Below are 22424 nucleotides of genomic sequence, written 5' to 3' on the forward strand. Positions count from 1 at the left end.
CGGCATTTAAGCTGAGCGCTGGATCACACTCAATAACAGGGCGGCACAGCCAAACATCACTGCAAAAGCGCGGTTCAGATATTTTTGCTGCCTAGGTGAACGTAGCAACCTTAATACTTTCGATGCCAGCCCCGTATAACCGGCCATCACAATCAGGTCAATCATGATCATGGTGATCGCCATGATCAGATATTGCAGCCATTGCGGCCGGCTTAAATCCAGAAACTGCGGCAACACCGCCAGCAAAAATACAATCGCTTTGGGATTACTCATGTTCACCACAAAGCCTTTCAATACCAAAGCGAAGGCGGATTTATCCTTGTGTTCCTGCCGGATCTGGATCGACTCAACCGGGGCTTGCCACTGTACATAGGCCAGATATAGCAGATAGATCACCCCAAACCATTTCACCACCTGAAAAGCCCATGGCGTGGTTGCAAACAGCACCCCGACCCCGGCAGCGACAATCAAGAACTGAATCCCCAATGCCACCTGCAAGCCAATGGCATTCCAGTAGCCATGCCGGAAACCATAGTTAAGCCCGCTCGACATTGAAGCAATTGCACCAGCGCCGGGAGAAATACTAATCACCCAGCAAGCCAACATAAAGGCAAACCAAACCTGCACAGACATGACCGCAGCATCATAAAATAAAAGCTGAATTATACTGTTTTAGCCCGCTATGATGCTGATCTTTTAGGCAATAAAATTTCACAAATACGCTACTCAGCTTCAACAACATCAGGCACAATGAGGCTTTTTTATCCCTTAAAAAAACTAAGGAGATTTTAATGACTGCGCAATCTGTCATTCTTCCGTTACCTTCTGATCATGCACGCTTTATTGTTTTACGCTTAAAAGACCTAACCATTGCCGAATTAAAACAACAGATCGAGGCCCTGCTAACCACACGTGATCGCCTCATTACCCAACACCCAAACGACCAGATTAAAACCGCGATCGCTTTTGGCCCTGAGCTTTGGGCAAAGCTGTATCCACAGACACCCGAAGGCTTTAAACAACTTGATCCTCAAAACGGGGCATTTAACATGCCAGTGGTGCCAGCAGATGTCTTCATCCATATTGCCAGCGCCCGTGCCGATATCTGTTTTGCAATCAGCCAGGCTTTCTTTACCGGCATTCAGGACAAGGTCGAGGTACTGGATGAGCGCGCCTGCTTCCGTTTCTTTGACGGTCGCGACATGACCGGCTTTATCGATGGCACAGAGAACCCGCAATTTCCGGATGATCGCGCCGAGGCAGCGTTACTGCCTGAAGCAGCAGGTACCTTTGCAGATGGCAGCTTTATTTTTGCCCAGCGCTATACCCATGACCTAGCCAAATGGCGACAGCTGAAAGTCGATGCACAGGAACACGTATTTGGCCGTACCAAGCTCGAATCCATTGAACTTGATGATGATGTCAAACCTGCCAACTCCCATGTGGCACGTACCGTAGTTGAAGATGAAGCGGGCGAAGAAATGGAAATCTTGCGCCATAGCCTGCCTTATGGGGATGGCAAGGGAGAACAGGGTCTGTTCTTTGTGGCTTATACCAACAATTTAAGCATTATTGATGAAATGCTGAAGCGCATGTTTGGTACTGCTGGCGACGGCATTCATGATCGCCTGCTGCATTTTACCACTGCAATCGACGGTGCTTATTATTTTGCGCCAAGTGACGAGTTGCTGGAACAGCTTCTGGAACATTAAAACAAACAGAGATGCTATATTAATCAATAATATAGCGTCCAGATAATACCCATAATCGCATCAACTGGAAAAAGATTTATGGGAATATGTTAATTCCGGCAAAATCCCACTCCCCTTCTGCCTTGAAAATTTGCTATATTTGACGTTTTTCCGCGACATTTATTTTCGGTAACTATGAATACGGCAATACAAACAGCTCTTGATCATGCGGTACAAACCCTGCAACAGCAAGGTGTACTTCCTTCAGATTGGACCAACACGAGCCATTTAACCCGTACCAAAGACCGAAGTCACGGAGACTTTGCTTCCAATATCGCCATGATCGGCGCTAAAGCTGCCGGTCTGAAACCACGTGATCTGGCTGAAAAAATCCTGGCTGCACTTCCAGCGGTAGCCGATATCAGCAAGGCAGAAATCGCGGGTCCGGGCTTTATTAACTTTTTCTTAAATGCCGACCAGCGCTATGCCGTTCTCGACCAGATTCAGGCACAGAAAAATCAGTTTGGCCGTAGCCAGGCCAACGCAGCTAAAAAAATCCAGGTCGAGTTTGTTTCGGCCAACCCGACCTCTAGCCTGCATGTCGGGCATGGTCGTGGCGCAGCCTACGGCATGACCGTTGCCAACTTATTAGAAGCCACAGGTGCAACGGTTGATCGTGAATACTATGTCAATGATGCCGGCCGTCAGATGGACATTCTGGCGACTTCAACCTATTTACGTTATTTAGAGCTGACCGGGCAAACACTGGTCTTCCCGAAAAATGCATATCAGGGCGATTACGTTAAAGAAATCGCTCAGGAAATTATTGATAAAGATGGCAATGCACATGTCCGTGCTGTAGCAGACATCTACAAAGATGTGCCAGAAGACGTGCAATATGCCGAGGAACTTGATGCTGAAGGCAACAAGGTTGTGCTTTCAGGTGACAAAGAAAAACATATCGATGGCCTGATCGCAAATTCACAGCAGCATCTGGGTGCAGACTACCGTGTGTTCCATCAGGCAGCACTACATGCCATTCTGGATGATATCAAGGATGACCTTGCCGATTTCGGCGTAACCTTCGACAAATGGTTCAGCGAAGACTCATTGACCGACAAGATTGATGAAGCGCTTGAGACACTTGATCAACGTGGTTACCTGTATGAGAAAGACGGCAATATCTGGTTTAAATCAACCGCATTTGGTGATGAAAAAGACCGTGTGGTCAAACGTCGTAATGGTCAAACCACATACTTCGCCTCTGACATCGCTTATCACCTGAATAAATTACAACGTGGCTATACTGACCTGATTGATATCTGGGGTTCTGACCACCACGGTTATATCTCGCGCGTGAAAGCAGCGATTGATGCCCTGGGTTATGACTCGAAGAAACTGACTGTACTGTTAGTTCAGTTCGTCAGCCTGTGGCGCGGTGGTGAGATGGTACAGATGTCATCCCGTTCAGGCCAGTTCGTGACTTTACGTGACTTGCGTAAAGAAGTAGGGAATGATGCCGCGCGTTTCTACTATGTAATGCGTAAATCTGAACAGCACATCGACTTTGACCTCGATCTTGCAGTGTCACAAAGTAAAGACAATGCCGTGTATTACATCCAGTATGCGCATGCACGTATTTGCCGTATGCTTGAAAAAGCGGCAACAACAGGCATCAATTTAGATCCGGTTGCGGCACGTGAACATGCCAACCGTTTAGAACTGGATGCTGAAACCGAGATCCTGGCCAAGCTGGCTGCTTATCCGGATATTCTGGTACGTGCAGCAAATGCCTATGAACCGCACCAGATCGGTAACTATCTCAAAGAATTGGCTGCCCTGTTCCATGCTTGGTATAATGAACACAAAGTTTTAGGTGATGATGTTGCTCTTTCGCAAGCACGCCTGTTACTTTCAGTCAATGTACGTCAGGTATTGCGCAATGGCCTGGAATTGCTCGGTGTATCTGCACCTGAGACCATGTAATACAAGTGAAGCGATAGCTTCACACATGGTCGCAAGACAAGAGCTATGCTCGCAGTAAAGATGTAAATAGCAAAGTAACACTCTTACGCAGCGTTGCTGCTCATGATGCAAGACCTTGTGCCCTATATGGCCGATGTGCTCGCAGTAAGGATGTCATCAGCAAAGCTTAAAAGCATGTAAACTTAGTCCATCATTGTTAAACAATATGGTAAACAAGGCATTATTTTTTAAAGATAATGCTTTGTTTTTAAGTAGATTCAAGTTACAAATAAACCAATAGGATCAAGAGGAATTTCCGGTGTTTGGAAAAACGCAACGTGGTGTATCTGAACGACCAAACAAGCCTAAAAAACCGCTCATTCCAAAGTGGCTGGGAATGCTTGTGGCTATTCTTGCGATCCTATGTGCAGTCGTGATGCTGATGCTGTGGCAGCCATGGCAACCGGTTCCTGCCAAAAATCAGGTGACATCAGAACACTATCAGGAAGAAAACACCAATAAGGACTACCGTTTCTATGATCTGCTACCTCAACAGCAGGTCACACCGATTCCCGAGCAGGCAGTTCCCGAAACCAAGCGTCAGGGTAATGTTGTCATTATTGAATCGCCAAAAGCAGAAACCACCACGACTGAAAATACAGACAATGGCCTGACCGCAAGCGAACAGCCGGCCGCTCCAGCCCATACCACCTATATTTTACAAGTACGCAGCTATCCTGATCCGGACAGTGCCGATGCACGTCGTGCAGAAATTATCCTAAATGGCCTCTCTGCAGATGTTGTTAAAAGTGTCGAAAATGGCCAGACCTGGTACCGGGTTTTTTCTGGTCCCTACGATAGTCAGGAATCTGCACTTGCAGCCCAGCAAACATTGCAACATAGTGGTATTGACTCGATTGTGATCAAGCAATAACCAGATATCTGATTAAAAAAAGGAGGAAACTGTATTCCTCCTTTTTTTATTTTGAAACTCAGGCACACTGGGAATGTAAGCTTTTCTGTTCGGCTCTCTGAAAAGCAGGACGTTGCTGGACACGTTGTACAAAGGCTTGAATATTCGGATATTTACCATGCAAGCGGTTTTGAATGGCAATCAGTGGAAATGCCATCTGAATATCTGCAAAAGAGAAATCGCCAGCAAAATACTCATGCTCTGACAGATACTGTTCCAGATACAGAATGTGCTCTTTTACCCGTGGCCGCACAAACCCCGCCTTTACACCATTGGTAATCTTTTCGGCAACCGGACGCAACAGCCACGGTACATGCTTACTGACACCATTCATCACCAAAGTCATCACCAGTAATGGCATTAGGGAGCCTTCTGCATAGTGCATCCAGTAGGCGTACTGTCGCTGATCCCTGATGGTCTGTGGCCTGAATGTCTGCTGACTATCATATTGTTGCTGCAAATAGTCTAAAATTACAGCAGATTCGACAATCACCTCATCATTATCAACCAGAATCGGTGCTTTACCTAAAGGATGAATATTCTTGAGGCTCTCGGGTGCCGCATAACTGGGTAACCTTTGATAATACTCAACCTGGTAATCGATCCCAAGTTCCTCTAATGCCCACAAGATGCGGAATGAACGTGAGCATTGTAGATAATGTAAGGTAATCATTTTTGTGCCTGCTTTTTGATGTGCAATTGCGATTTTAGATCCCTCTCACAATTGCACTTAGAATTATGTTTTGCCCAAGCACAATAGCACTTTAGTCTTAAAGAATCATGGTGTGAATGTCTAAACTACGTAACAAAGTTTTAGTCACCGGCGTTTTGTTACAGACATTGAGCAGTTTTTCCTGCAACTCTGCTGTAACAGCTTGCTGGAACACAACCCGGCGTTCAATATGCTCCTGTTGTTCCCGGTTCGTATGAAAATCAACCTCAACCGTAAATTCACCCAAATCGATCTGCTTATGCTGGGCATACATCCGCAAGGTAATCATGGTACAGGAGGCCAGACTGGCCGCCAGCAAATCATAAGGCGCAGGTCCGGTATCATGCCCACCAAACTGTTCTGGTTTATCAGTGAGAAACTGATGTGTACCGCTACTTACCTCACCTTTCCAGGGTTCAGGCAAGGTCAGGACTTTGCTGCTGGCAATAATGCTCATTTTGAGGCCCTCATCTGGTCTGGTAATACCGGCGCTTCCAGACGCTTGCCTTGATAATCAGGAATTTCGCCAAAACGTGCCGCATGATTCACCCAGTCTTCACGTGCCTGCTGTAAGTCTTGCATGCTCCGCCCTACAAAGTTCCACCACAGCAAGATTGGCGATTCAAACGGCTCTCCGCCAATTAACAGCAAGCGATGGCCCTGGGTTAACTCGACCTCGATTTCGGTCAGCCCGGTTTCCAGCACCACCATGTTATCGGCTGTAAGCACATGACCGTTGACACGCGCAGTCCCTTCCAGCGCCATAAAGGCATATTCAAATTCGGGATTTAGTGGAATACGGGTTCGAGTATCGGCCTGTGCGGTTAAATCGACGCCCACCAGAGGTGTATGCACCTGCACCGGGGAAGTGGTTTGCAGAAAATCCCCGACCAGCACGGTAAACTCAACCTGATCCTTACTGACCACAGGTAATTCTGGATAATGTTCAAACTTGGGATCGATATTGAGCTGATCATCAGGCAAGGCAATCCAGAGTTGCGCCGCATGCATCTGGGTTTCACTCTCAGGCGCTACCTCAGTATGCGAAATGCCGCGACCGGCAGTCATCAGGTTCACCTGTTTAGGGCGGATCAACTGTTTTGAGCCCAGACTATCGGTATGCATCATGGTACCTGCAATCATCCAGGTAAATGTCTGCAAACCAATATGCGGATGTGGCCCAACATCCAGTCCGTCACCTGCCGGAAAGCTGACCGGCCCGGCATGATCCAGAAAACACCAGGCACCGACCATGCGCTTATGCCGGCTTGGCAAGGCACGCTTGATTACAGTCCCCTGCCCGATTTCGGCCGAGCGAATGGTAAATTCCTGAATAAACTGGTTAATGTATTGTTCACAATCCTTTGAATCGGAAATAGCGTTGTCATTATTATTGCTCATGATGTTGCTCTCTTTGACCTATAAGCGTGTGGTGCGTTGTTTCAATGATCTTAACAACACCACCACCATTCAATATAGTCATTTGGTAATACGCAGAGTGCCATGCATGAGACAATCCCGCTCATTGTCGTCTGTTCACGAATGAGACGGCATTTCCACAATCAGGCTGGTGAGCCGTCTGACGAGCGGCAGAAACACCAGTACCACCGGATAAGCGATCAACCATGACATCATCCATGTGCCTAACCACTGACTTAGTAACGCCGCTGAAAAACCCAGATGCATCAGCAGGTTTACAAAAGATAAAGTGGCGCTCATGAGACCGGATAACAATAGCGGAATAATCCATGCAGCATGTTTAGCGGCCAGTTTGCGGGGCATTGTTTTAGAGGATTTCAAGGTTTTAGACTCATTTCGGTAGCGCGGAGGTTGATGCAGAAGACTTTACCTGCTGCTTTAAGCTTTTCATAAACTGGCCAAAAGCCGGCCAGAAATCTTCAAATAAAGGATGATCACGATGTTCCAGCATAACTTCACTAAACAGCTTTAGACCTACAGCAAATGACCTGGTGGTCTGTTCGTCAAAAAACTCGGCTTGCTTCAAGCGCTCAACAATCTCGAAAATATCATCATGATTGCCCGTATAAAATTCCAGACGTTCGGTATAGGTTGAAGCCTGCCCTTTGGCATCTTTTAAATGCTGGACAGTAACGTGATATTGGTGTTGTTTCATTGCTGTGCTCCAGAATGCTTGGGCATTCTCTTTTTATTTCAACCTGCAACAGGTCAAATGATCTGGGATAGCCTATTGAATAAATGCCATAAGGGCGCTGTCTGACTCATGGCCGTAGCATTCAAGAAGTGGCTCCCACCTTATAACCGTCCAATGGCTATCGCAGCCTGATCGATCTGTTCTGCGATTTGATGAATCTGCTCGGGCTGTAAATCTGCAACATTCAGCTTTAAACGTAAGGCAGTTTTTAGATTTTCCATGGCACGATGAATATCTATCAGCTGGTCATTGTGATGAATTTCACGTCTCAAACGTAATTTTTCCAGTAGCGCGAGCAACAGTTCCTGCTGTTCTTTTAAATAGGTTTCGCCATAGGGAGTGACCTGGTATTGCTTACGTTCAGCATCAAGCAATGTGATGCAATTCATTTCTTCCAGTGCTGTCAGGGTTGGATAAATCGTACCTGCGCTTGGTGAATAGCCATCGCCGACAAGATCACTAATTTCTTTGATAATTTCATAGCCATGTTTTGGACTTTGCTGAATAAGGTGCAATACCAGCAATTTCATGCGGCCTGATTCAAAAAGGCGGCCACGGCGGCCTGAACGACGCTGCTCCCGATACTGAAAGTCATGTTCGCTATTGTGATGAGCGGATGCATGTTTCATCTTTATTGTTCTCGGCTTGCTTAATTTATGCATATTAAGATATATCTTAATTATTCTTATGGCAAGCTAAGATATATCTTTAAATTTTAAGATTTTGATATTGAATAATTTATTTATTTTTTAAGTGGGTTCTTTAAGCAGCTGAAGCAATAAAAAAGAGCGCCTAAGCGCTCTTAAAAACTATCTTCATCAAACCGATCTTGATCTATTTTATAAATATAAATACTTCGCTCAACTTGTACCCCTAATCCAAATTCAATCATTAAAGAAGTCAGTTTTTCCCCATCAATCAAGACAATTCCAGATTTCTTTGCAGATTCAATTGCTTCCTTACTGAAACTTGAGGTCGTAATAAATACCCCTTTCTTAGCAACCTGATCTGCTAATGCACCTTTGAATTGTTGAATATCTGGACGGCCAACGGTATTTTCCCAGCGCTTGGCCTGAATATAAATTTTATCCAAACCCAAACGATCTTCACTGATAATTCCATCAATACCTCCATCACTGGTTTTACCTATTGCTTGCGCAGCATCTTGATGTGAACCGCCATAACCCATAGCAACAAGCAAATCTACGACTAATCGTTCAAAGAATGAAGGATGCTTCGCTTTTACAAGATTCAATAAATCAACTTTCAAACTGGATAATAAAATTTCATTTATTCTTTGAAGTGACTCTTCCGGCGTTTCTAAATCAGATTTTTCTATCGTAGAGATAGTTTTTTTATTACCTTTAATACTTGGCGGCATTTTAAAATTACGAAAGTTTTCATATTGCATTAAAAAATCATTATCTATTTTATTTAATAACTCTAAATTTAACTTCTTAGCTTCCTCAGATAATTCACATAGCCCCCAATCTGGTTGATGAATTAATCCTGCCTTAACTAAATATGTTTTTGCCCAACCAACACGATCATAAAAAACCGTTCTTTTACCACTAGGAATCATCTGGCTTAATTCTTCTGCCGTTAAATTTGATTGTTCAGCCAATAATTTTCCAGCTTGACTAATTTGAATCGGTTGGCTTTGTTTTTTTAAGAGTTTCAATAACGGTAACATCAATTCTTGATGATTAGGTAAAGCCATACTTTGCTCTTATAAATTTAAGTTTTATAAATTATAAATCAAAAAAAGAGCGCCTAAGCGCTCTTTTTTTAAGTAATTTCTATTCTGCCACGAGTATCTTGCACTTTATTTTAAAGTTTCACTTTAAAACGCGTTCATGAAGTAATTCAGGCAGGAAGCTTCGCTTCTTGAAATCCCGTGCTGCCGCAAGCATAGCTTTTGGCGTAATTCAGGCAAGAAGCTTCGCTTCTTGAAATCCCTGAATTACTCCCATTCAATCGTAGCGGGTGGTTTAGATGACACGTCGTAGACGACACGTGAAACATCTTTAATTTCGTTCATGATACGGGTCGAGATTTTGTCAACCAGCTCGTATGGCAAGTGGGCAAAACGCGCAGTCATGAAGTCAACGGTTTCAACCGCACGAAGTGCAATCACCCATGCATAACGGCGACCATCACCAACCACACCAACCGATTTCACTGGCTGGAATACTGCAAATGCTTGTGCAGTCTTGTCATACCAGCCGCTGGCACGAAGTTCTTGCATAAAGATATCATCTGCAAGACGAAGAATATCGGCATATTCTTTTTTCACTTCACCCAAAATACGCACGCCCAAACCCGGACCCGGGAATGGATGACGGTAAATCATGCTATGCGGCAAACCAAGCGTGGTACCCAGTTTACGGACTTCATCTTTAAACAGGTCACGTAATGGCTCTACCAGATCAAAAGCCAGATCTTCTGGTAAACCACCCACGTTGTGGTGCGATTTGATCACGTGTGCCTTACCTTGCTTGCTTGCTGCAGATTCGATCACGTCTGGATAAATCGTACCCTGTGCCAAGAATTTCACGCCGTCAAGTTTACGTGCTTCTTCAGCAAACACTTCAATAAACTCACGGCCAATGATTTTACGTTTTTTCTCAGGATCAACCTCACCTGCCAGCGCAGACAGGAAGCGTTGTTCGGCATCGGCACGAATCACACGGATGCCCATGTTTTCTGCAAACATTTGCATGACCTGGTCGCCCTCGTTCAGACGAAGCAAGCCATTGTCTACAAATACGCAGGTCAGCTGGTCACCAATCGCTTTATGCAACAACGCTGCAACCACAGATGAATCGACACCACCGGATAAACCCAGTAAGACTTTCTCGTTACCGATTTGTTCACGCAACTGTTCTACACGCAAGTCGATGATGTGTTCAGGTGTCCACAGGCCACGGCAACCACAAATCTTGTGTACAAAGTTAGACAGTAACTCGGCACCCTTGGCAGTGTGGGTCACTTCCGGGTGGAACTGTACGCCATAGAAACGACGGGTCTCATCACTTACTGCAGCAAACGGGCAGCTTGGTGTGCTGGCCGTTACCTGGAAACCTTCCGGAATCGCACTGACCTTGTCGCCATGACTCATCCATACATGAAGCTGGTTCTCACGATCCTGCAAGTGACCAATCAGGTTGTCACGTACCAGAATGTCAACTTCTGCATAACCAAACTCATGGACTTTACCCGGCTCTACTTTACCGCCAAGCTGTTCAGACATGGTTTGCAAACCATAGCAAATACCCAACACCGGTACGCCCAATTCAAATACAACTTGCGGCGCGCGTGGGCTTCCCTCTTCATGTACGCTCTCAGGGCCACCTGATAAAATAATCCCGTTCGGATTAAACGCACGAATGTCTTCTTCAGACATATCGAATGCATACATTTCAGAATAGACACCCGCTTCACGTACACGACGTGCAATGAGCTGGCTATATTGAGAGCCGAAATCCAGAATGAGGATACGATCTTCAGTAATTTGAGTATTGGTCGTCATGGCTAATCATAAAGGCAAATGAATTAAGCGCCATATTCTAACATTTTTCACGCTTGGGCGCACCGCAATTCATCATCTATCTTGTTTTTTCATCTGGCTGTCCGGTCAGGCCTGATATTTAAGCCAAAACGTCTGAAAAATGAGCCTGCTTAAGAGAGTTAAATCAACAATTCAGACCTATTCTGCTCAACACAAAACAAAAATTGGTGCTAAGATGATGACTCGCAACCGGATAGCCATGGAAAGGTATTCAGTCGAGATGCCCGTTTCCTTTTTATACGATTTCGACCTCCTGCACCAAAGGAAAAATTAAAAGCGAATTAAATTCCTAGGGGTCTTGGTAGATCACCAATGTCCTAACCTATTTCACTATCATCTAGCGCTTGCCCGACCACGAGCAACAATTAGGACTTGAAGGACCAATAAAATAATGTTTCAAGAAATGATTGCAGATTTTCATCAAAATTTCTGGCTATATATTTCCATTCCGTTTATCAGTGGCTTTATTGGTTATGTGACCAAAGTCATTGCCATTCAGATGATGTTTTCCCCGCTCGAATTTAAAGGGCTGAGACTCTTTGGCCTGCCACTCGGCTGGCAAGGGATTGTGCCGCGTAAGGCCGAGAAAATGGCCACCACGGCGGTCGAACTGATGACCTCCAAGCTCATCAAACCCGAAGAAATTTTTGCCAGACTCGATCCCAAACGGATCGCCCAGGAAATTGAAAAACCGTTAATGGCGGCAGCTGAAGACATCACCCGTGAAGTGGCACAGCAGTACCAGCCGGGTTTGTGGGAAGGCATGCCCGAATTTGCCCGCCAGCGGCTGATCAAGCGGGTACAGGCCAAAGCACCGGTCATTGTTGAACACATCATGAGTGAAGTACAAAAAGATGTCGCCAAGTACTTCGATATCAAGCATATGGTGGTCAGCAACCTGCTCAAGGACAAGCGCCTGCTCAATGAAATCTTTAAAAAGGTCGGCAAACAGGAATTCAAGTTCTTTAGTAATGTCGGCTTTGTGTTTGGTTTTGCCATTGGTGTGGTACAAATGCTGTGCTGGGTGGTGACTCAGGGCAAATATCCGTGGATGTTACCGATGTTCGGTGGTTTTGTCGGTTTCTTTAGCGACTGGATGGCGTTGCAAATGATGTTCCGGCCGTTATATCCGAAAAAGATCATGGGCTATACCTGGCAGGGTCTGTTCATTAAACGTCAAAATGAAGTCGCTGCCGATTATGCAGCGCTGATTTCCAAACAGCTGCTGACTTCACGCAACATGATGGAAGAGCTGTTCTCGGGTACACATTCCGACAAAGTGGTCGAGCTGGTCAGCCGCCAGGTCAAGCAGGAAATTGATCTACAGGCCGGTATTGTCCGTCCGCTGGTGGTCTATGCCATTGGCGGTGAAAAGTACCAGAGCCTGAAAGATGACGTTGCGGAACGTATTTTAAAACAGCTGCCAGATACCATGCGCTATGTCGAGTCTTATGCTGAAGATGCCATGAACGTCCGCACTACGCTGGTGGAACGGATGCAGAAACTCAGTCCGGAAGAGTTTGAGGGCATGCTACGCCCGGCCTTTAAAGAAGATGAATGGTCATTGATTATTGTTGGTGCAGTACTGGGTTTTCTGGTCGGGGAAATGCAGATTCACTTTATGCTTTAACATTAGGCAATAGCATAAAAAAGGAAGCTTCAGCTTCCTTTTTTTAATTAACGGGCCAGTTTTTCGATTTTAACCACTTCAATATCGGTCGGCTTATAACGATGCGTATCCACTTCACCGATCAGGCGTACACGATCACCTACTTTCAGGTTCGCCTGACGCCAGAGGTCATCATCAATTTCAATCCCGATGCTGCCGCTGCGGTCTTTCAGCTCATAATGATCACCTTGCAAATGCCGGCTGATCTGACCAGTAAGGGTAATGCCTGTTTCATCGGCAAGTTTTGCCACCTGACTGACGGTAACGACATTGTTCGCCGCTTCCTGCACAATCAGCTGATCCGCTTTACCCGCCCAGCTCAAGGTTGAAAGTCCCGCTAAAACCGCCATCCCACAACTTGCGATCAATTTTTTCATGTTATCTCCTGTTTTGTTCTACGATCTGACCATCTAAACAGAAACAGGCGTAGATGTCGGCTTCAGTTTGTAATGAACCAGCAGGCTTGTGCTGTAGGGGCCTGCCTATCTTGCCCCCACAACTAGGCCATTACCCGCCATTTTTATTTTTCAATCAGGTGATCGAGGCTAAAACGGCCAGCACCATAGAGCATGAAAGCAAAGAAACCACCCGCCATCGCAAAATTCTTCATAAAGTTAATGGCATCTTCCGGCCCAGCATGGAAGATAAAGGCGGTGAGAATGCTAAAGATGCCTAAGCCCAATGATGCAAAACGCATCTGGAAGCCAAATAATAAGGCCAGACCACCCCCAAACTCCAGCAGGATGACCAGCGGCAGCAAGCCTCCCGGTACCCCCATTGATTCCATATAACTGGCCGTGCCTGCATATCCCACAATCTTGCCCCAGCCAGCCACCAGAAAGATATAAGCCATCAACACACGCGCCACCAAAATCACGGCATTGGCTACGCCTGGTCGGGTTACGATATTTTTTACCACAACATTCGGATTAAACATGGTCGGTTCCACTCTGTTTGTTTTTTAACATGCTGCCAGTTTAGGGGGCTTTGATTAGGCAATAAACACCAGATCAGTTAACACATCATTCTATAAATGCAACAATTAAATATTTTAACAACCTATCTTCCTGTTTATATAGCTTGTCAGCAGTTACCAATTATTTTGCTTTTTATACTGACATTATATAGCTGCACTGCTAGGATTTAGCTCATATTTATAGCGTTATCACCTTCATGGAACTCATTGATTTTATTCTGCACGTAGACGAACACCTTTTAGAGTTTATTACCAATTATGGCGAGTGGATTTATGCCATTTTATTTTTAATTATCTTTGTTGAAACCGGTCTGGTGGTCATGCCATTTTTACCCGGCGACAGCCTGTTATTCGCAGCAGGTGCACTGGCTGCTTCAACCGGTGCAATGGATCCATGGGTACTGGGAGTTTTATTGTTTATCGCAGCGGTACTCGGCGATACGGTCAATTATCATATCGGACGCTATATCGGGCCACGTGTCTTTGAAATGAATTCACGCTTTATCAATAAACAGCACCTGATCAAGACCCAGCATTTCTTTGAACGGCATGGCGGTAAAACCATTATCTTTGCCCGTTTTGTGCCTTTTGCCCGTACCTTTGCGCCTTTCGTTGCCGGTGCAGGCAGCATGAACTACAAGTTCTTCCTGACCTATAACGTGATTGGTGCATGCTGCTGGATTGCATCGTTTATTACATTAGGATATTTGTTCGGCAACATGCCGATTGTGAAGGATAATTTCACCCACCTGATCTTTGGTATTATCATTATCAGTATCTTACCGGGTGTGTTTGGCTTTATCCGTCAAAAACTCAATGAACGTAAAAGCCGGTAAAACCGGGCTGGCTTAAAATAACCGGAAAATCATCGGTAACATACAAATCAGCAACAACATGGCCGATCCTTTATATAAATGCTCGGCCTTGATTCCAATCAGGCTTCCTGCCAGCAATGCCCGACCAAATAACATCCAGAATATACCGACGGGCAACAAAATCAGACTGAACACGGCAAAAACCAGCGCTGCATTTTCAAGCGAATTCCAGGTTTCAGCAGGAAAAATGCCTGCAGCCAACAGCACCGTTTTCGGGTTTTTTAACGTCGACATGAATAGCTGTCTTTTGCGTATATGGGGATGATGCTGTACATGTTTTTGCAGATGTGAGCTCTTCCACAGATGAAAAGCCATCCAGAGCACATAAAGCAAACTGGCTGTATGCAGGATCGCACCCAGTGCAGGCCAGATCGGGTCAAAAAGATGAATCAACAGTGCCCATAGACTAATGCCGTACACATACCCCAGCCATTCGACTGGAATAAATTTCATGGTTTTGAGTACACCTTGTTGGTGGGTTGCACTGGCAAGTAAAGCATTGGTCGGACCTGGAATAAGTAACACTGCCAACATGGCCAAAACAAAAAACCAACTCTCAATCATACACATACCGAACGACTATACATGGGCGCCACCTTAAACGAATTTAGGGCAAAAATACAAATTCCGATAATCAAAACAGCAGTAGAAACAGGGAAATTTAGAATAGATAATTTTTTAAACGATTCATTTTTATGGTTATTTCTTGAAACATTTTGCGATAATTTAGTTATTTATCACCATAACGAATTATGGTGATAAACAGCTAGAGATTATGATTTTGGACGCTGTTTTACGATAATCGGGCAGCCTTTAAACTTGGCAGCCTGTACGATCGCATCTTGCTGGCCCAGTACATTGGCAAGTTCGGTGTTCTTGGTATTCATGGATTGGCCCATATTCACCGAAATAGAAGGACCAAAGCCCCAACCACCACGGCCCCAGCCTCCACCGAGTCCGACACCCACGCCAACACCGGTACGTTTTGGTGTTTGCACGCCATTTTCAATATATTGCTGAATACGGTTATATTCGGCCTGTAATTGCTGGCAGTTCAAGCCCTGATATTGCGTTGGTGAAACATAAGCCGGCTTGACCGTTGATGCACAGGCACCCAAAAGCATACTCGCCGCCAGCACCGGCATCCAATATAAACGTTTCATAGTGTTCTCTTATTGCTTCGATTCAATCTCATTGAACAGGGTGACATAAGCAAGCGTCAACTTGTGTTCAGATGCCAGATGAACCAGTGGTAAATTCTTTTGATGCGATTCTTTCATCAAGATGGATGGGGGCAACATGCTCTCGAGCACTGGCAGGCCTTCATCTTTGAGTTGCTGAACCACTTCACGGGGTAATTTTGCCTGAGCCTGGAACTGGTTGACCACAATTCCCTCAATCTCAAGGCGATCATTATGATCATCTTGGGTTTCGAGCACATTTTCAATCAAAGTTTGTAACGCACGCTTGGAGAACACATCACAATCGAATGGAATCAGCACCCGGTCTGCAGCAATCAGTGCAGATAGGGTAAAGAAATTGAAGGCAGGCGGCGTATCAATAAAAATCCGGTCATAGCGTGCACTGAGTGACTGAATCGAATCACGTAATTTATAGATCTTGTGCTTACTTTCCAGTGCATGTTCCAGACTTCCCAGACCCGGGCTGGCCGGAATCACATCCAGGTTGGCAAAGGATGAACGGTGCACATAACTGTCCAGCCCCTTGCCCCGAGGCGCCTTTAAAATCGAACCAATGGCGTTGCCAATCAGGCCTTTTTGCTGGGTCGTGGCCAGTACATCATCAAAGAAGTTTTCAATATTGGGCTCTAATGCGGCTTTGTCCGCAGAATAGGTAGCCTCTTCACCTAACAGGTACTGGCTTGAATTTGCCTGGGGATCAAGATCAATAACCAGTGTTCTCAGCCCTTTCTGTGCACTTATTGCGGCCAGATTAACGGTAATACTTGATTTCCCCACACCACCTTTCTGGTTAAACACCACACGCGTTAACATGATTTCCCTCTACCCTGTTTTTTTTAAACTGCACGCAGTTTAACCCAGTGCAAAAACAATTTCTAAAACAATGTCCAACAATCAGGCAAAAACCGGTTTAATCATGACAAGTGCCAGAATCCCGGCCAGTGCCACCGTACCAATCAGCAGCCCGGCACGGCGCTGGGACAATAAAATGCGGTTGTCCTGCTTATAGGTCTTGATCAGTGAAGAGCACAATACAAAGAACAGGATCACTTTGGCATAGAACCACGGCTGCACGTCAAAGTTTTTCATGGCCAGCAAGAACACACCCGTAACAATAATCAGGGTCAAAGATAAATGCTGTAAGCCAACCATCGCTTTACGGGCCTTTAGATTGGGCTGCTGATCCTGTATACCCACAAATAAGGTCGAACCGCGCAATATAAAGCTCACCAGTAACAGCGCCATGGCAACCAGATGCGTGGTTTTAACAAGTAAATGCATGTCCATGGTGATTCCTTAGCTTTTCGGTGCATGGGCACAGTCAGGACTGGCAGGAGCCTCGCCTTGCCATTCACCTGGAATATAGGCATGAATCGCCAGCGCATGGATACGGCCCGGGCTCATTAACTCGGCTGCAACGGCATAAATCTTTTGATGACGCTGCACCAGACGCAGGCCTTGAAATTCGTCACTGACCACAATCACCTTGAAGTGTGATTCCTTGCCAGGGAAATACCCCCCATGCCCTGCCGACTCATTGATCACTTCAAGATGGGTCGGTGCCAGTGTTTGTAAACGTTCAATTAACTGTTGTTCCAGATTCATCAGTCACTCGGTCCGGTCAGATGGAGATAGCTCATTAGTATACATGACCTCTGTTGAAGCGAAACTTTTATCCATTTTTTTGCTTTCTGGACTATTTTTCTTTGAAAATGCTTTTATTTTATGCAATTAAACAATTTCTTTGCATAAAGTTGTTGACCCTTATTTTGCTTAATGTATTATAGCTGGCACGCGGGAATAGCTCAGTTGGTAGAGCATAACCTTGCCAAGGTTGGGGTCGCGAGTTCGAGTCTCGTTTCCCGCTCCAGATTGGTTTTTTTAAGTGTAAGTTTTAGTAAAAACTGCTCAATATGCGGGAATAGCTCAGTTGGTAGAGCATAACCTTGCCAAGGTTGGGGTCGCGAGTTCGAGTCTCGTTTCCCGCTCCAAATTTAAAAGGCCCTTATCGAAAGATAAGGGCTTTTTTCTTTGTCTAAAGCTTATGCTCCACGTGGAACATAAAACCTCAATCAATAAAAGTATTGAGCTCCCCTTCACACAGCCGGCCAAATAAAAAGGTGCCCCTCAGCTAAAAGAAGCACCTTTTTTAAACACGTTTAAAATCAAGGCTATTTAGTCATCCTGGCTTTTAGCTTAACGCCTTGCGGATTGTTCCCGATTCGCAGTTCCTGCTGGTGGTAATCTCGTGGCATAAATAAAGTGGCAATAATGGCAACAACTGCCATCGAAGCAATATACAGCATGATCAGGTCAGGCTTGCCACCGCCAATACTTAATAGTTTGGTCGCAATCAGTGGCGCAAGACCACCACCGATCACCCCTGCCAGCTGAACCGAAATCGAGATGCCGCTATAACGGATGTGTGCAGGAAACTGACGGGCAAACAATTGTGCCTGTGGTGCATACATAATGGGAAAGACCACACCAATGGCCAGTACAATCGCTGTCCACACCAGCACCGGATCTTTACTATTGAGCATGCCAAAGAAAGGATAACAATACAGCGCCAGCACACAAAGACCGAACATGAACATATTACGCTGCCCGACTTTATCGGACAGATGTCCACATAACGGTGTCATCACCATAATCACGGCGGCACCGCAAATGGTGGCAAATAGAATTTGCTGTCTGGCAATGCCCAGTTGTGTGGTGGTATAGGCCAAGGTAAAGGTAGAGGCAATATAAAACCAGGCATTTTCTGCCGCACGCGCCACAATAATGCTGATCAGTTGCTTGGGATGCTGCCTGAATACCTGCAAGGCCGGCACTTTGACGGCTTTAGCCTGCTGTTTGACTTTTTCAAAGTCGGGCGACTCTGGCACTTTCACCCGGATATACCAGCCGACTGCCAGTAAAATGATGCTCGCCAGAAAGGGAATCCGCCAACCCCAGCTAAACAGGGCCTGTTCAGGTAATAAAGACACCAGTCCCAAGGCAATCGAAGCCAGCATCAGCCCGCCACCCGTACTGGCCTGAGGCAGACTGCCCCAGAAGCCTTTTTTACCCTCTGGTGCATGTTCAACGGCCATCAGTACGGCACCGCCCCACTCGCCGCCCATTGCCATACCCTGAATAAAACGTAACATCACCAGGCCAATGGCAGCCCAGTAACCAATCGACTCATAGGTCGGTAACAGACCGATCAGCACGGTGGGGATTCCCATCAGCATCAGAGTCAGCAACAGCATCGATTTGCGACCGATCTTGTCACCAAAATGGCCAAATACCAGACCACCGAGTGGCCGCCCGATAAAGCCTACCGCGTAAGTGGCAAAGGCGGCGAGTACACCCGTCAACGGGTCAAGATTAGGAAAAAATAATTTATTGAAAATTAAGGCGGCCGCTGCACCGTAGATAAAAAAGTCATACCACTCAATAGTGGTTCCCACCATGCTAGAGATACCCGCCAGCCGATGGGAAGACTGCCTAGGAGATGAACCGTTTCCATGTAGTATTTGCATCGTGATGTTCCTTGCTTGAATCTTCTTGTTTTATATGGTTGGGCTGGTGTTCAATCCTGATCACCAGCATGCTTAGGTGGTCGATACTCCTTAAGAAGTGTAGAGATGAGAAAAAAGCGAATTTAGCTCAGTTTTTCCAGTAACTGTTCCAGTTCAGGGTTACGCTGTTGCCATTTGGGCTGTTTGTCTTTATCGACAATCAAGGCACGCACCCCTTCAATAAAGTCGCCATGCTCGAACCAGATATCCTGTAAATCCCGCTCCAGCTGCATGCACTGCTGCAAGGAGAGTCCACGCCCAAGATGTTGCAGTTTCAAACTGGTTTGTTTGGCAATAAAGGATCGCTGTTGCAAAATATCCAGCATTTTGCTGGCCCAGTCGCTGAACCGTTGATCCTGTTCTTGTGCAAGACTGTGCTCGATCTCTTCCAGATGCTGAAAACCGAAATGCTTACGGATCGGCTCGACCAATTGCTGGAGTTCACTGTCAGCAGGACGGGTAATAAAGCCGGCAATGATCTGTTCAATCTTGGCCTTGCTCAGGTTCGGTGCTGCAATCAACGCTGCCTGTAAGGCAGACAATTGCTCACTCGGTACGTGGTAATCGATCAGGTCGAGATAGAGCGCATCGCTGCTACTGATCTGTTCTCCCGTAATCGCCATATACACCCCGATATCATCCAACCGGGACAGGAAATGGGTAGCCCCCACGTCAGGGAAAAATCCAATCGCAGTTTCAGGCATGGCAAATCTGGACTTTTCACTACTGACCACAATATGACAGGCCTGCGCCAGACCAAAACCACCGCCCAGTACATAGCCATCGAGGATGACCAGCACCGGCTTTGGATATTCGCGTAGCAGATTCAGCATGTTATATTCGGCACTGAAATAGCCTTGATAATCTGCGGTTGCATTTTTATAGCTGTCATACAGATAACGGATATCACCCCCAGCACAAAAGGCCTTTGGACTCTCCGATTTGATCAGAACCGCCTGAATCTCAGCTTCATTGCGCCACAGTTGCAGCTGTGTACAAATACCTTCGATCATCTCCAGCGACAAGGCATTTAAATGCTTGACCCGATCCAGACTGATGATGCCTAAACGGCCTTGTTGCTCAATCTTTAAGTGATGTGCTGTATTCATTTTCTTGATCCCTTATTGATTGTTAAAGTTGGCCTGCCGTTTTTCTACAAAGGCCTGCATGCCCTCTTTTTGATCTGAGGTTGCAAAAATCGAATGGAACATACGGCGCTCAAAACGCAGACCTTCGGTGAGATTGACCTCAAAGGCACGATTAATGGTTTCTTTCAGCATCATGTTGGCCGTTAAAGAGCGCGCTGCAATTTTTTCTGCGGCCTGCAAGGTCTGTTCAAGTAATTGTTCTTTGCCAAACACACGTGCCACCAGACCACTTTGCTCTGCCTCGACCGCACCCATTTGCCGTGCTGTCAGACACATTTCCATGGCTTTGGCTTTACCAATTGCGTGGGTGAGACGCTGTGTACCACCAATGCCCGGAATGACTCCCAAGGTCACTTCAGGCAAACCAAATTTGGCATTGTCAGCACAATAGATAAAGTCACACATCAATGCCAGTTCACAGCCGCCACCGAGCGCATAGCCACTGACTGCTGCAATGAGCGGTTTACGGCGCTGCGCGATGCGGTCTGCCAGATGAAAAAAGTCATCAAAATAGATATCTGGAAACCGTAGTTCTGCCATTTCCTTAATATCGGCACCTGCGGCAAAGGCCTTTTCCGAACCTGCCAGCACCATGCAGCCAATCTCGCGATCTTTTTCCAGCTGGTCTAAGGCCTGATTGATTTCACTAATCAGTTCACTATTTAGCGCATTTAAGGCGTGCGGACGGTTCAGGGTGATTAGCCCAACCCCCTGACGCTTTTCCAATACAATACTGTTCCACTGCATGACTTGTTCCTTGTTTTCGTTTTATAAACTACGCGCGATCACCAGACGCTGAATATCGCTGGTGCCTTCATAAATCTGGCAAACACGCGCATCGCGATAGATGCGCTCAATCGGAAAGTCTTTCAGATAGCCGTAGCCACCAAATACCTGCAAGGCATTGGAACAGACGCGCTCGGTCATTTCCGAAGCAAACAGCTTGGCCATTGAGGCTTCATTGAGACAGGGTTGCCCTGCTTCTTTGAGCCGTGCAGCGTAATGCACCAGTTGTCGCGCCGCTTCGATTTCGGTTGCCATACTGGCAAGACGGAACGCCTGTGCCTGATGCTCAAAGATCGGTTTACCAAAAGTCAGCCGTTCTTTGGCATAACGGGTGGCCTCTTCCAGCGCCGCCCGTGCCAGACCGACGGCCTGTGCAGCAATACCGATGCGTCCTCCTTCCAGATTGGCCAGTGCGATTTTTAGACCTTCCCCCTCTTTACCCAGCATCAGGCTGTTATGAATACGCACATCTGTCAGGGCAATCTGGCAGGTATCCGAAGCATGTAAACCGAGTTTTTCTTCAACCCGGATTACCTCGTATCCCGGAGTGTCGCGTGGGACTAAAAAGGCACTAATGCCCTTTTTACCTGCATCCGGATCAGTCACGGCAAATACAATAATTACGCCGGCGTTATTGCCCGAGGTAATAAACTGCTTGGCACCATTGAGAATGTAATGATCACCATCTTTCACCGCGCGGGTTTTAATGGCTGCGGCATCGGAACCGGTATGCGGTTCCGTCAGGGCAAAAGCACCGATCATTTCACCTTGCGCCAGGGGTTTTAAAAAGCGTTGTTTCTGCTCATCAGTACCAAATTTCAAGATTGGCACACAGCCTACCGAGTTATGTACGCTCATAATGGTCGAAGTGGCACCATCGGCTGCTGCGACTTCTTCAAGGGCCAGCACATAGGCCAGATTGCCCGTATCGGAACCGCCCCATTGCTCGGGAACCAGCATGCCCATAAAGCCGAGCTGACCCATTTGTGCCAGCGCATCTTTGGGGAAGGTGCCATGTTTGTCCCAGTCACTGGCATTGGGCTTGATCTGTTCCTGGGCGAAACTTTTCGCCATATCACGAATTAAGACTTGTTCTTCGGTCAATTGCATGTTGTGT

The 22424-nt window shown here is 46.2% G+C and carries 24 protein-coding genes, 2 tRNA genes and 1 pseudogene; 7 read left to right on the forward strand and 20 right to left on the reverse strand.

The genetic code is table 11. From position 1 onward, the window contains the following. Nucleotides 1–6: 6 nt before the first annotated feature. Nucleotides 7–633 (reverse strand): LysE family transporter, encoded by a 627-nt coding sequence (locus OC23_RS15475; RefSeq protein ID WP_038345829.1) that lies wholly within the window; start codon nt 631–633, stop codon nt 7–9. Between the two features lie 158 nt (nt 634–791). Here OC23_RS15475 and OC23_RS15480 point away from each other — a divergent pair, with 158 nt between their 5' ends. The 3 genes from OC23_RS15480 (at nt 792) to OC23_RS15490 (ending at nt 4590) form a co-directional block, all read left to right on the forward strand. Beyond that, complete coding sequence (locus OC23_RS15480; protein ID WP_038345830.1) at nt 792–1712, forward strand: Dyp-type peroxidase; 921 nt, start codon at nt 792–794, stop codon at nt 1710–1712. A gap of 174 nt (nt 1713–1886) precedes the next feature. Beyond that, complete coding sequence (gene argS / locus OC23_RS15485; RefSeq protein WP_038345831.1) at nt 1887–3677, forward strand: arginine--tRNA ligase; 1791 nt, start codon at nt 1887–1889, stop codon at nt 3675–3677. Nucleotides 3678–3975: 298 nt separating this feature from the next. After that, entirely contained in the window at nt 3976–4590 is a 615-nt protein-coding gene (locus OC23_RS15490; RefSeq protein WP_038345832.1) for an SPOR domain-containing protein, read from the forward strand. 58 nt (nt 4591–4648) lie between these two features. Here OC23_RS15490 and OC23_RS15495 read toward each other — a convergent pair whose 3' ends face one another. The 8 genes from OC23_RS15495 to guaA all read right to left on the reverse strand — a co-directional run bounded on the left by OC23_RS15495 (nt 4649) and on the right by guaA (nt 11046). After that, nucleotides 4649–5302 carry a glutathione S-transferase family protein gene (locus OC23_RS15495; protein WP_038345833.1) on the reverse strand — a complete coding sequence of 218 codons (654 nt, stop codon included), beginning with the start codon at nt 5300–5302 and terminating at the stop codon, nt 4649–4651. A 97-nt stretch (nt 5303–5399) separates the two neighbouring features. Then, the gene (locus OC23_RS15500; protein WP_038345834.1) at nt 5400–5798 is read right to left on the reverse strand and encodes an OsmC family protein; all 399 of its coding nucleotides are present in this window, start codon (nt 5796–5798) and stop codon (nt 5400–5402) included. Then, complete coding sequence (locus OC23_RS15505; protein WP_038345836.1) at nt 5795–6742, reverse strand: pirin family protein; 948 nt, start codon at nt 6740–6742, stop codon at nt 5795–5797. The genes OC23_RS15500 and OC23_RS15505 overlap by 4 nt, the downstream gene beginning before the upstream one ends. 135 nt (nt 6743–6877) lie before the next feature. Further along, nucleotides 6878–7141: a DUF2798 domain-containing protein gene (locus OC23_RS15510; RefSeq protein WP_038345837.1), complete on the reverse strand. Its 264-nt coding sequence runs from the start codon at nt 7139–7141 to the stop codon at nt 6878–6880. Between the two features lie 10 nt (nt 7142–7151). Further along, nucleotides 7152–7475, reverse strand: a complete 324-nt coding sequence (locus OC23_RS15515; protein WP_038345838.1) for a DUF3861 domain-containing protein — start codon at nt 7473–7475, stop codon at nt 7152–7154. A 140-nt stretch (nt 7476–7615) separates the two neighbouring features. After that, the gene (locus OC23_RS15520; RefSeq protein ID WP_038345840.1) at nt 7616–8143 is read right to left on the reverse strand and encodes a PadR family transcriptional regulator; all 528 of its coding nucleotides are present in this window, start codon (nt 8141–8143) and stop codon (nt 7616–7618) included. Nucleotides 8144–8316: 173 nt separating this feature from the next. Then, nucleotides 8317–9234, reverse strand: coding sequence for a restriction endonuclease (locus OC23_RS15525; RefSeq protein WP_038345842.1), 918 nt, complete (start codon nt 9232–9234; stop codon nt 8317–8319). Between the two features lie 243 nt (nt 9235–9477). Beyond that, nucleotides 9478–11046 carry a glutamine-hydrolyzing GMP synthase gene (guaA, locus tag OC23_RS15530; protein WP_038345843.1) on the reverse strand — a complete coding sequence of 523 codons (1569 nt, stop codon included), beginning with the start codon at nt 11044–11046 and terminating at the stop codon, nt 9478–9480. A gap of 442 nt (nt 11047–11488) precedes the next feature. Here guaA and OC23_RS15535 point away from each other — a divergent pair, with 442 nt between their 5' ends. Further along, a complete protein-coding gene (locus OC23_RS15535; RefSeq protein WP_171194825.1) occupies nt 11489–12715 on the forward strand; it encodes a DUF445 family protein in 1227 nt (408 codons plus the stop codon). 47 nt (nt 12716–12762) lie between these two features. Here the strand turns inward: OC23_RS15535 and OC23_RS15540 are convergent, their stop codons facing one another. Continuing rightward, the gene (locus tag OC23_RS15540) at nt 12763–13131 is read right to left on the reverse strand and encodes a NirD/YgiW/YdeI family stress tolerance protein (protein ID WP_038345846.1); all 369 of its coding nucleotides are present in this window, start codon (nt 13129–13131) and stop codon (nt 12763–12765) included. A 143-nt stretch (nt 13132–13274) separates the two neighbouring features. Next, nucleotides 13275–13691 carry a DoxX family protein gene (locus OC23_RS15545; protein ID WP_038345848.1) on the reverse strand — a complete coding sequence of 139 codons (417 nt, stop codon included), beginning with the start codon at nt 13689–13691 and terminating at the stop codon, nt 13275–13277. 236 nt (nt 13692–13927) lie between these two features. Between OC23_RS15545 and OC23_RS15550 the strand changes: the two genes are divergently transcribed. Beyond that, nucleotides 13928–14566: a DedA family protein gene (locus OC23_RS15550; RefSeq protein ID WP_038345849.1), complete on the forward strand. Its 639-nt coding sequence runs from the start codon at nt 13928–13930 to the stop codon at nt 14564–14566. Between the two features lie 12 nt (nt 14567–14578). On the opposite strand, the gene OC23_RS15555 is transcribed toward OC23_RS15550, so the two are convergent. The 5 genes from OC23_RS15555 to OC23_RS15575 all read right to left on the reverse strand — a co-directional run bounded on the left by OC23_RS15555 (nt 14579) and on the right by OC23_RS15575 (nt 17412). After that, nucleotides 14579–15169, reverse strand: a complete 591-nt coding sequence (locus OC23_RS15555) for a LysE family translocator (protein WP_038345850.1) — start codon at nt 15167–15169, stop codon at nt 14579–14581. A gap of 209 nt (nt 15170–15378) precedes the next feature. Continuing rightward, nucleotides 15379–15768 (reverse strand): hypothetical protein, encoded by a 390-nt coding sequence (locus OC23_RS15560; protein WP_038345851.1) that lies wholly within the window; start codon nt 15766–15768, stop codon nt 15379–15381. Nucleotides 15769–15777: 9 nt separating this feature from the next. Next, nucleotides 15778–16620 (reverse strand): ParA family protein, encoded by an 843-nt coding sequence (locus OC23_RS15565; RefSeq protein ID WP_038345852.1) that lies wholly within the window; start codon nt 16618–16620, stop codon nt 15778–15780. An 81-nt stretch (nt 16621–16701) separates the two neighbouring features. After that, on the reverse strand, nt 16702–17094 hold the full coding sequence (locus tag OC23_RS15570; protein WP_038345854.1) for a SirB2 family protein: 393 nt from the start codon (nt 17092–17094) through the stop codon (nt 16702–16704). Nucleotides 17095–17103: 9 nt separating this feature from the next. Next, on the reverse strand, nt 17104–17412 hold the full coding sequence (locus tag OC23_RS15575; RefSeq protein WP_038345856.1) for a BolA family protein: 309 nt from the start codon (nt 17410–17412) through the stop codon (nt 17104–17106). A gap of 189 nt (nt 17413–17601) precedes the next feature. Between OC23_RS15575 and OC23_RS15580 the strand changes: the two genes are divergently transcribed. Then, a tRNA-Gly gene (locus OC23_RS15580) sits at nt 17602–17677 on the forward strand. 45 nt (nt 17678–17722) lie between these two features. Beyond that, a tRNA-Gly gene (locus OC23_RS15585) sits at nt 17723–17798 on the forward strand. A 248-nt stretch (nt 17799–18046) separates the two neighbouring features. Here OC23_RS15585 and OC23_RS15590 read toward each other — a convergent pair. The 4 genes and pseudogenes from OC23_RS15590 to OC23_RS15605 all read right to left on the reverse strand — a co-directional run. Continuing rightward, a pseudogene (locus tag OC23_RS15590) lies at nt 18047–19334 on the reverse strand (MFS transporter); the annotation flags it as partial. Between the two features lie 122 nt (nt 19335–19456). Further along, nucleotides 19457–20482 (reverse strand): enoyl-CoA hydratase/isomerase family protein, encoded by a 1026-nt coding sequence (locus OC23_RS15595; protein WP_038345858.1) that lies wholly within the window; start codon nt 20480–20482, stop codon nt 19457–19459. A gap of 12 nt (nt 20483–20494) precedes the next feature. After that, a complete protein-coding gene (locus OC23_RS15600) occupies nt 20495–21268 on the reverse strand; it encodes an enoyl-CoA hydratase (protein ID WP_038345859.1) in 774 nt (257 codons plus the stop codon). 21 nt (nt 21269–21289) lie between these two features. After that, the gene (locus tag OC23_RS15605) at nt 21290–22417 is read right to left on the reverse strand and encodes an acyl-CoA dehydrogenase family protein (protein ID WP_038345861.1); all 1128 of its coding nucleotides are present in this window, start codon (nt 22415–22417) and stop codon (nt 21290–21292) included. Nucleotides 22418–22424: the final 7 nt, after the last annotated feature.

The organism is Acinetobacter sp. A47, from assembly GCF_000805455.1.
Classification (GTDB): Bacteria; Pseudomonadota; Gammaproteobacteria; order Pseudomonadales; family Moraxellaceae; genus Acinetobacter.

Excerpts from the sequence above, each read along its gene's own strand:
- OC23_RS15475 (WP_038345829.1), bottom strand. The coding sequence starts at position 633 with ATGTCTGTGCAGGTTTGGTTTGCCTTTATGTTGGCTTGCTGGGTGATT.
- OC23_RS15480 (WP_038345830.1), top strand. The coding sequence starts at position 792 with ATGACTGCGCAATCTGTCATTCTTCCGTTACCTTCTGATCATGCACGC.
- argS (WP_038345831.1), top strand. The coding sequence starts at position 1,887 with ATGAATACGGCAATACAAACAGCTCTTGATCATGCGGTACAAACCCTG.
- OC23_RS15495 (WP_038345833.1), bottom strand. The coding sequence starts at position 5,302 with ATGATTACCTTACATTATCTACAATGCTCACGTTCATTCCGCATCTTG.
- OC23_RS15500 (WP_038345834.1), bottom strand. The coding sequence starts at position 5,798 with ATGAGCATTATTGCCAGCAGCAAAGTCCTGACCTTGCCTGAACCCTGG.
- OC23_RS15505 (WP_038345836.1), bottom strand. The coding sequence starts at position 6,742 with ATGAGCAATAATAATGACAACGCTATTTCCGATTCAAAGGATTGTGAA.
- OC23_RS15515 (WP_038345838.1), bottom strand. The coding sequence starts at position 7,475 with ATGAAACAACACCAATATCACGTTACTGTCCAGCATTTAAAAGATGCC.
- OC23_RS15520 (WP_038345840.1), bottom strand. The coding sequence starts at position 8,143 with ATGAAACATGCATCCGCTCATCACAATAGCGAACATGACTTTCAGTAT.
- OC23_RS15525 (WP_038345842.1), bottom strand. The coding sequence starts at position 9,234 with ATGGCTTTACCTAATCATCAAGAATTGATGTTACCGTTATTGAAACTC.
- guaA (WP_038345843.1), bottom strand. The coding sequence starts at position 11,046 with ATGACGACCAATACTCAAATTACTGAAGATCGTATCCTCATTCTGGAT.
- OC23_RS15535 (WP_171194825.1), top strand. The coding sequence starts at position 11,489 with ATGATTGCAGATTTTCATCAAAATTTCTGGCTATATATTTCCATTCCG.
- OC23_RS15540 (WP_038345846.1), bottom strand. The coding sequence starts at position 13,131 with ATGAAAAAATTGATCGCAAGTTGTGGGATGGCGGTTTTAGCGGGACTT.
- OC23_RS15545 (WP_038345848.1), bottom strand. The coding sequence starts at position 13,691 with ATGTTTAATCCGAATGTTGTGGTAAAAAATATCGTAACCCGACCAGGC.
- OC23_RS15550 (WP_038345849.1), top strand. The coding sequence starts at position 13,928 with ATGGAACTCATTGATTTTATTCTGCACGTAGACGAACACCTTTTAGAG.
- OC23_RS15555 (WP_038345850.1), bottom strand. The coding sequence starts at position 15,169 with ATGATTGAGAGTTGGTTTTTTGTTTTGGCCATGTTGGCAGTGTTACTT.
- OC23_RS15560 (WP_038345851.1), bottom strand. The coding sequence starts at position 15,768 with ATGAAACGTTTATATTGGATGCCGGTGCTGGCGGCGAGTATGCTTTTG.
- OC23_RS15565 (WP_038345852.1), bottom strand. The coding sequence starts at position 16,620 with ATGTTAACGCGTGTGGTGTTTAACCAGAAAGGTGGTGTGGGGAAATCA.
- OC23_RS15570 (WP_038345854.1), bottom strand. The coding sequence starts at position 17,094 with ATGGACATGCATTTACTTGTTAAAACCACGCATCTGGTTGCCATGGCG.
- OC23_RS15575 (WP_038345856.1), bottom strand. The coding sequence starts at position 17,412 with ATGAATCTGGAACAACAGTTAATTGAACGTTTACAAACACTGGCACCG.
- OC23_RS15595 (WP_038345858.1), bottom strand. The coding sequence starts at position 20,482 with ATGAATACAGCACATCACTTAAAGATTGAGCAACAAGGCCGTTTAGGC.
- OC23_RS15600 (WP_038345859.1), bottom strand. The coding sequence starts at position 21,268 with ATGCAGTGGAACAGTATTGTATTGGAAAAGCGTCAGGGGGTTGGGCTA.
- OC23_RS15605 (WP_038345861.1), bottom strand. The coding sequence starts at position 22,417 with ATGCAATTGACCGAAGAACAAGTCTTAATTCGTGATATGGCGAAAAGT.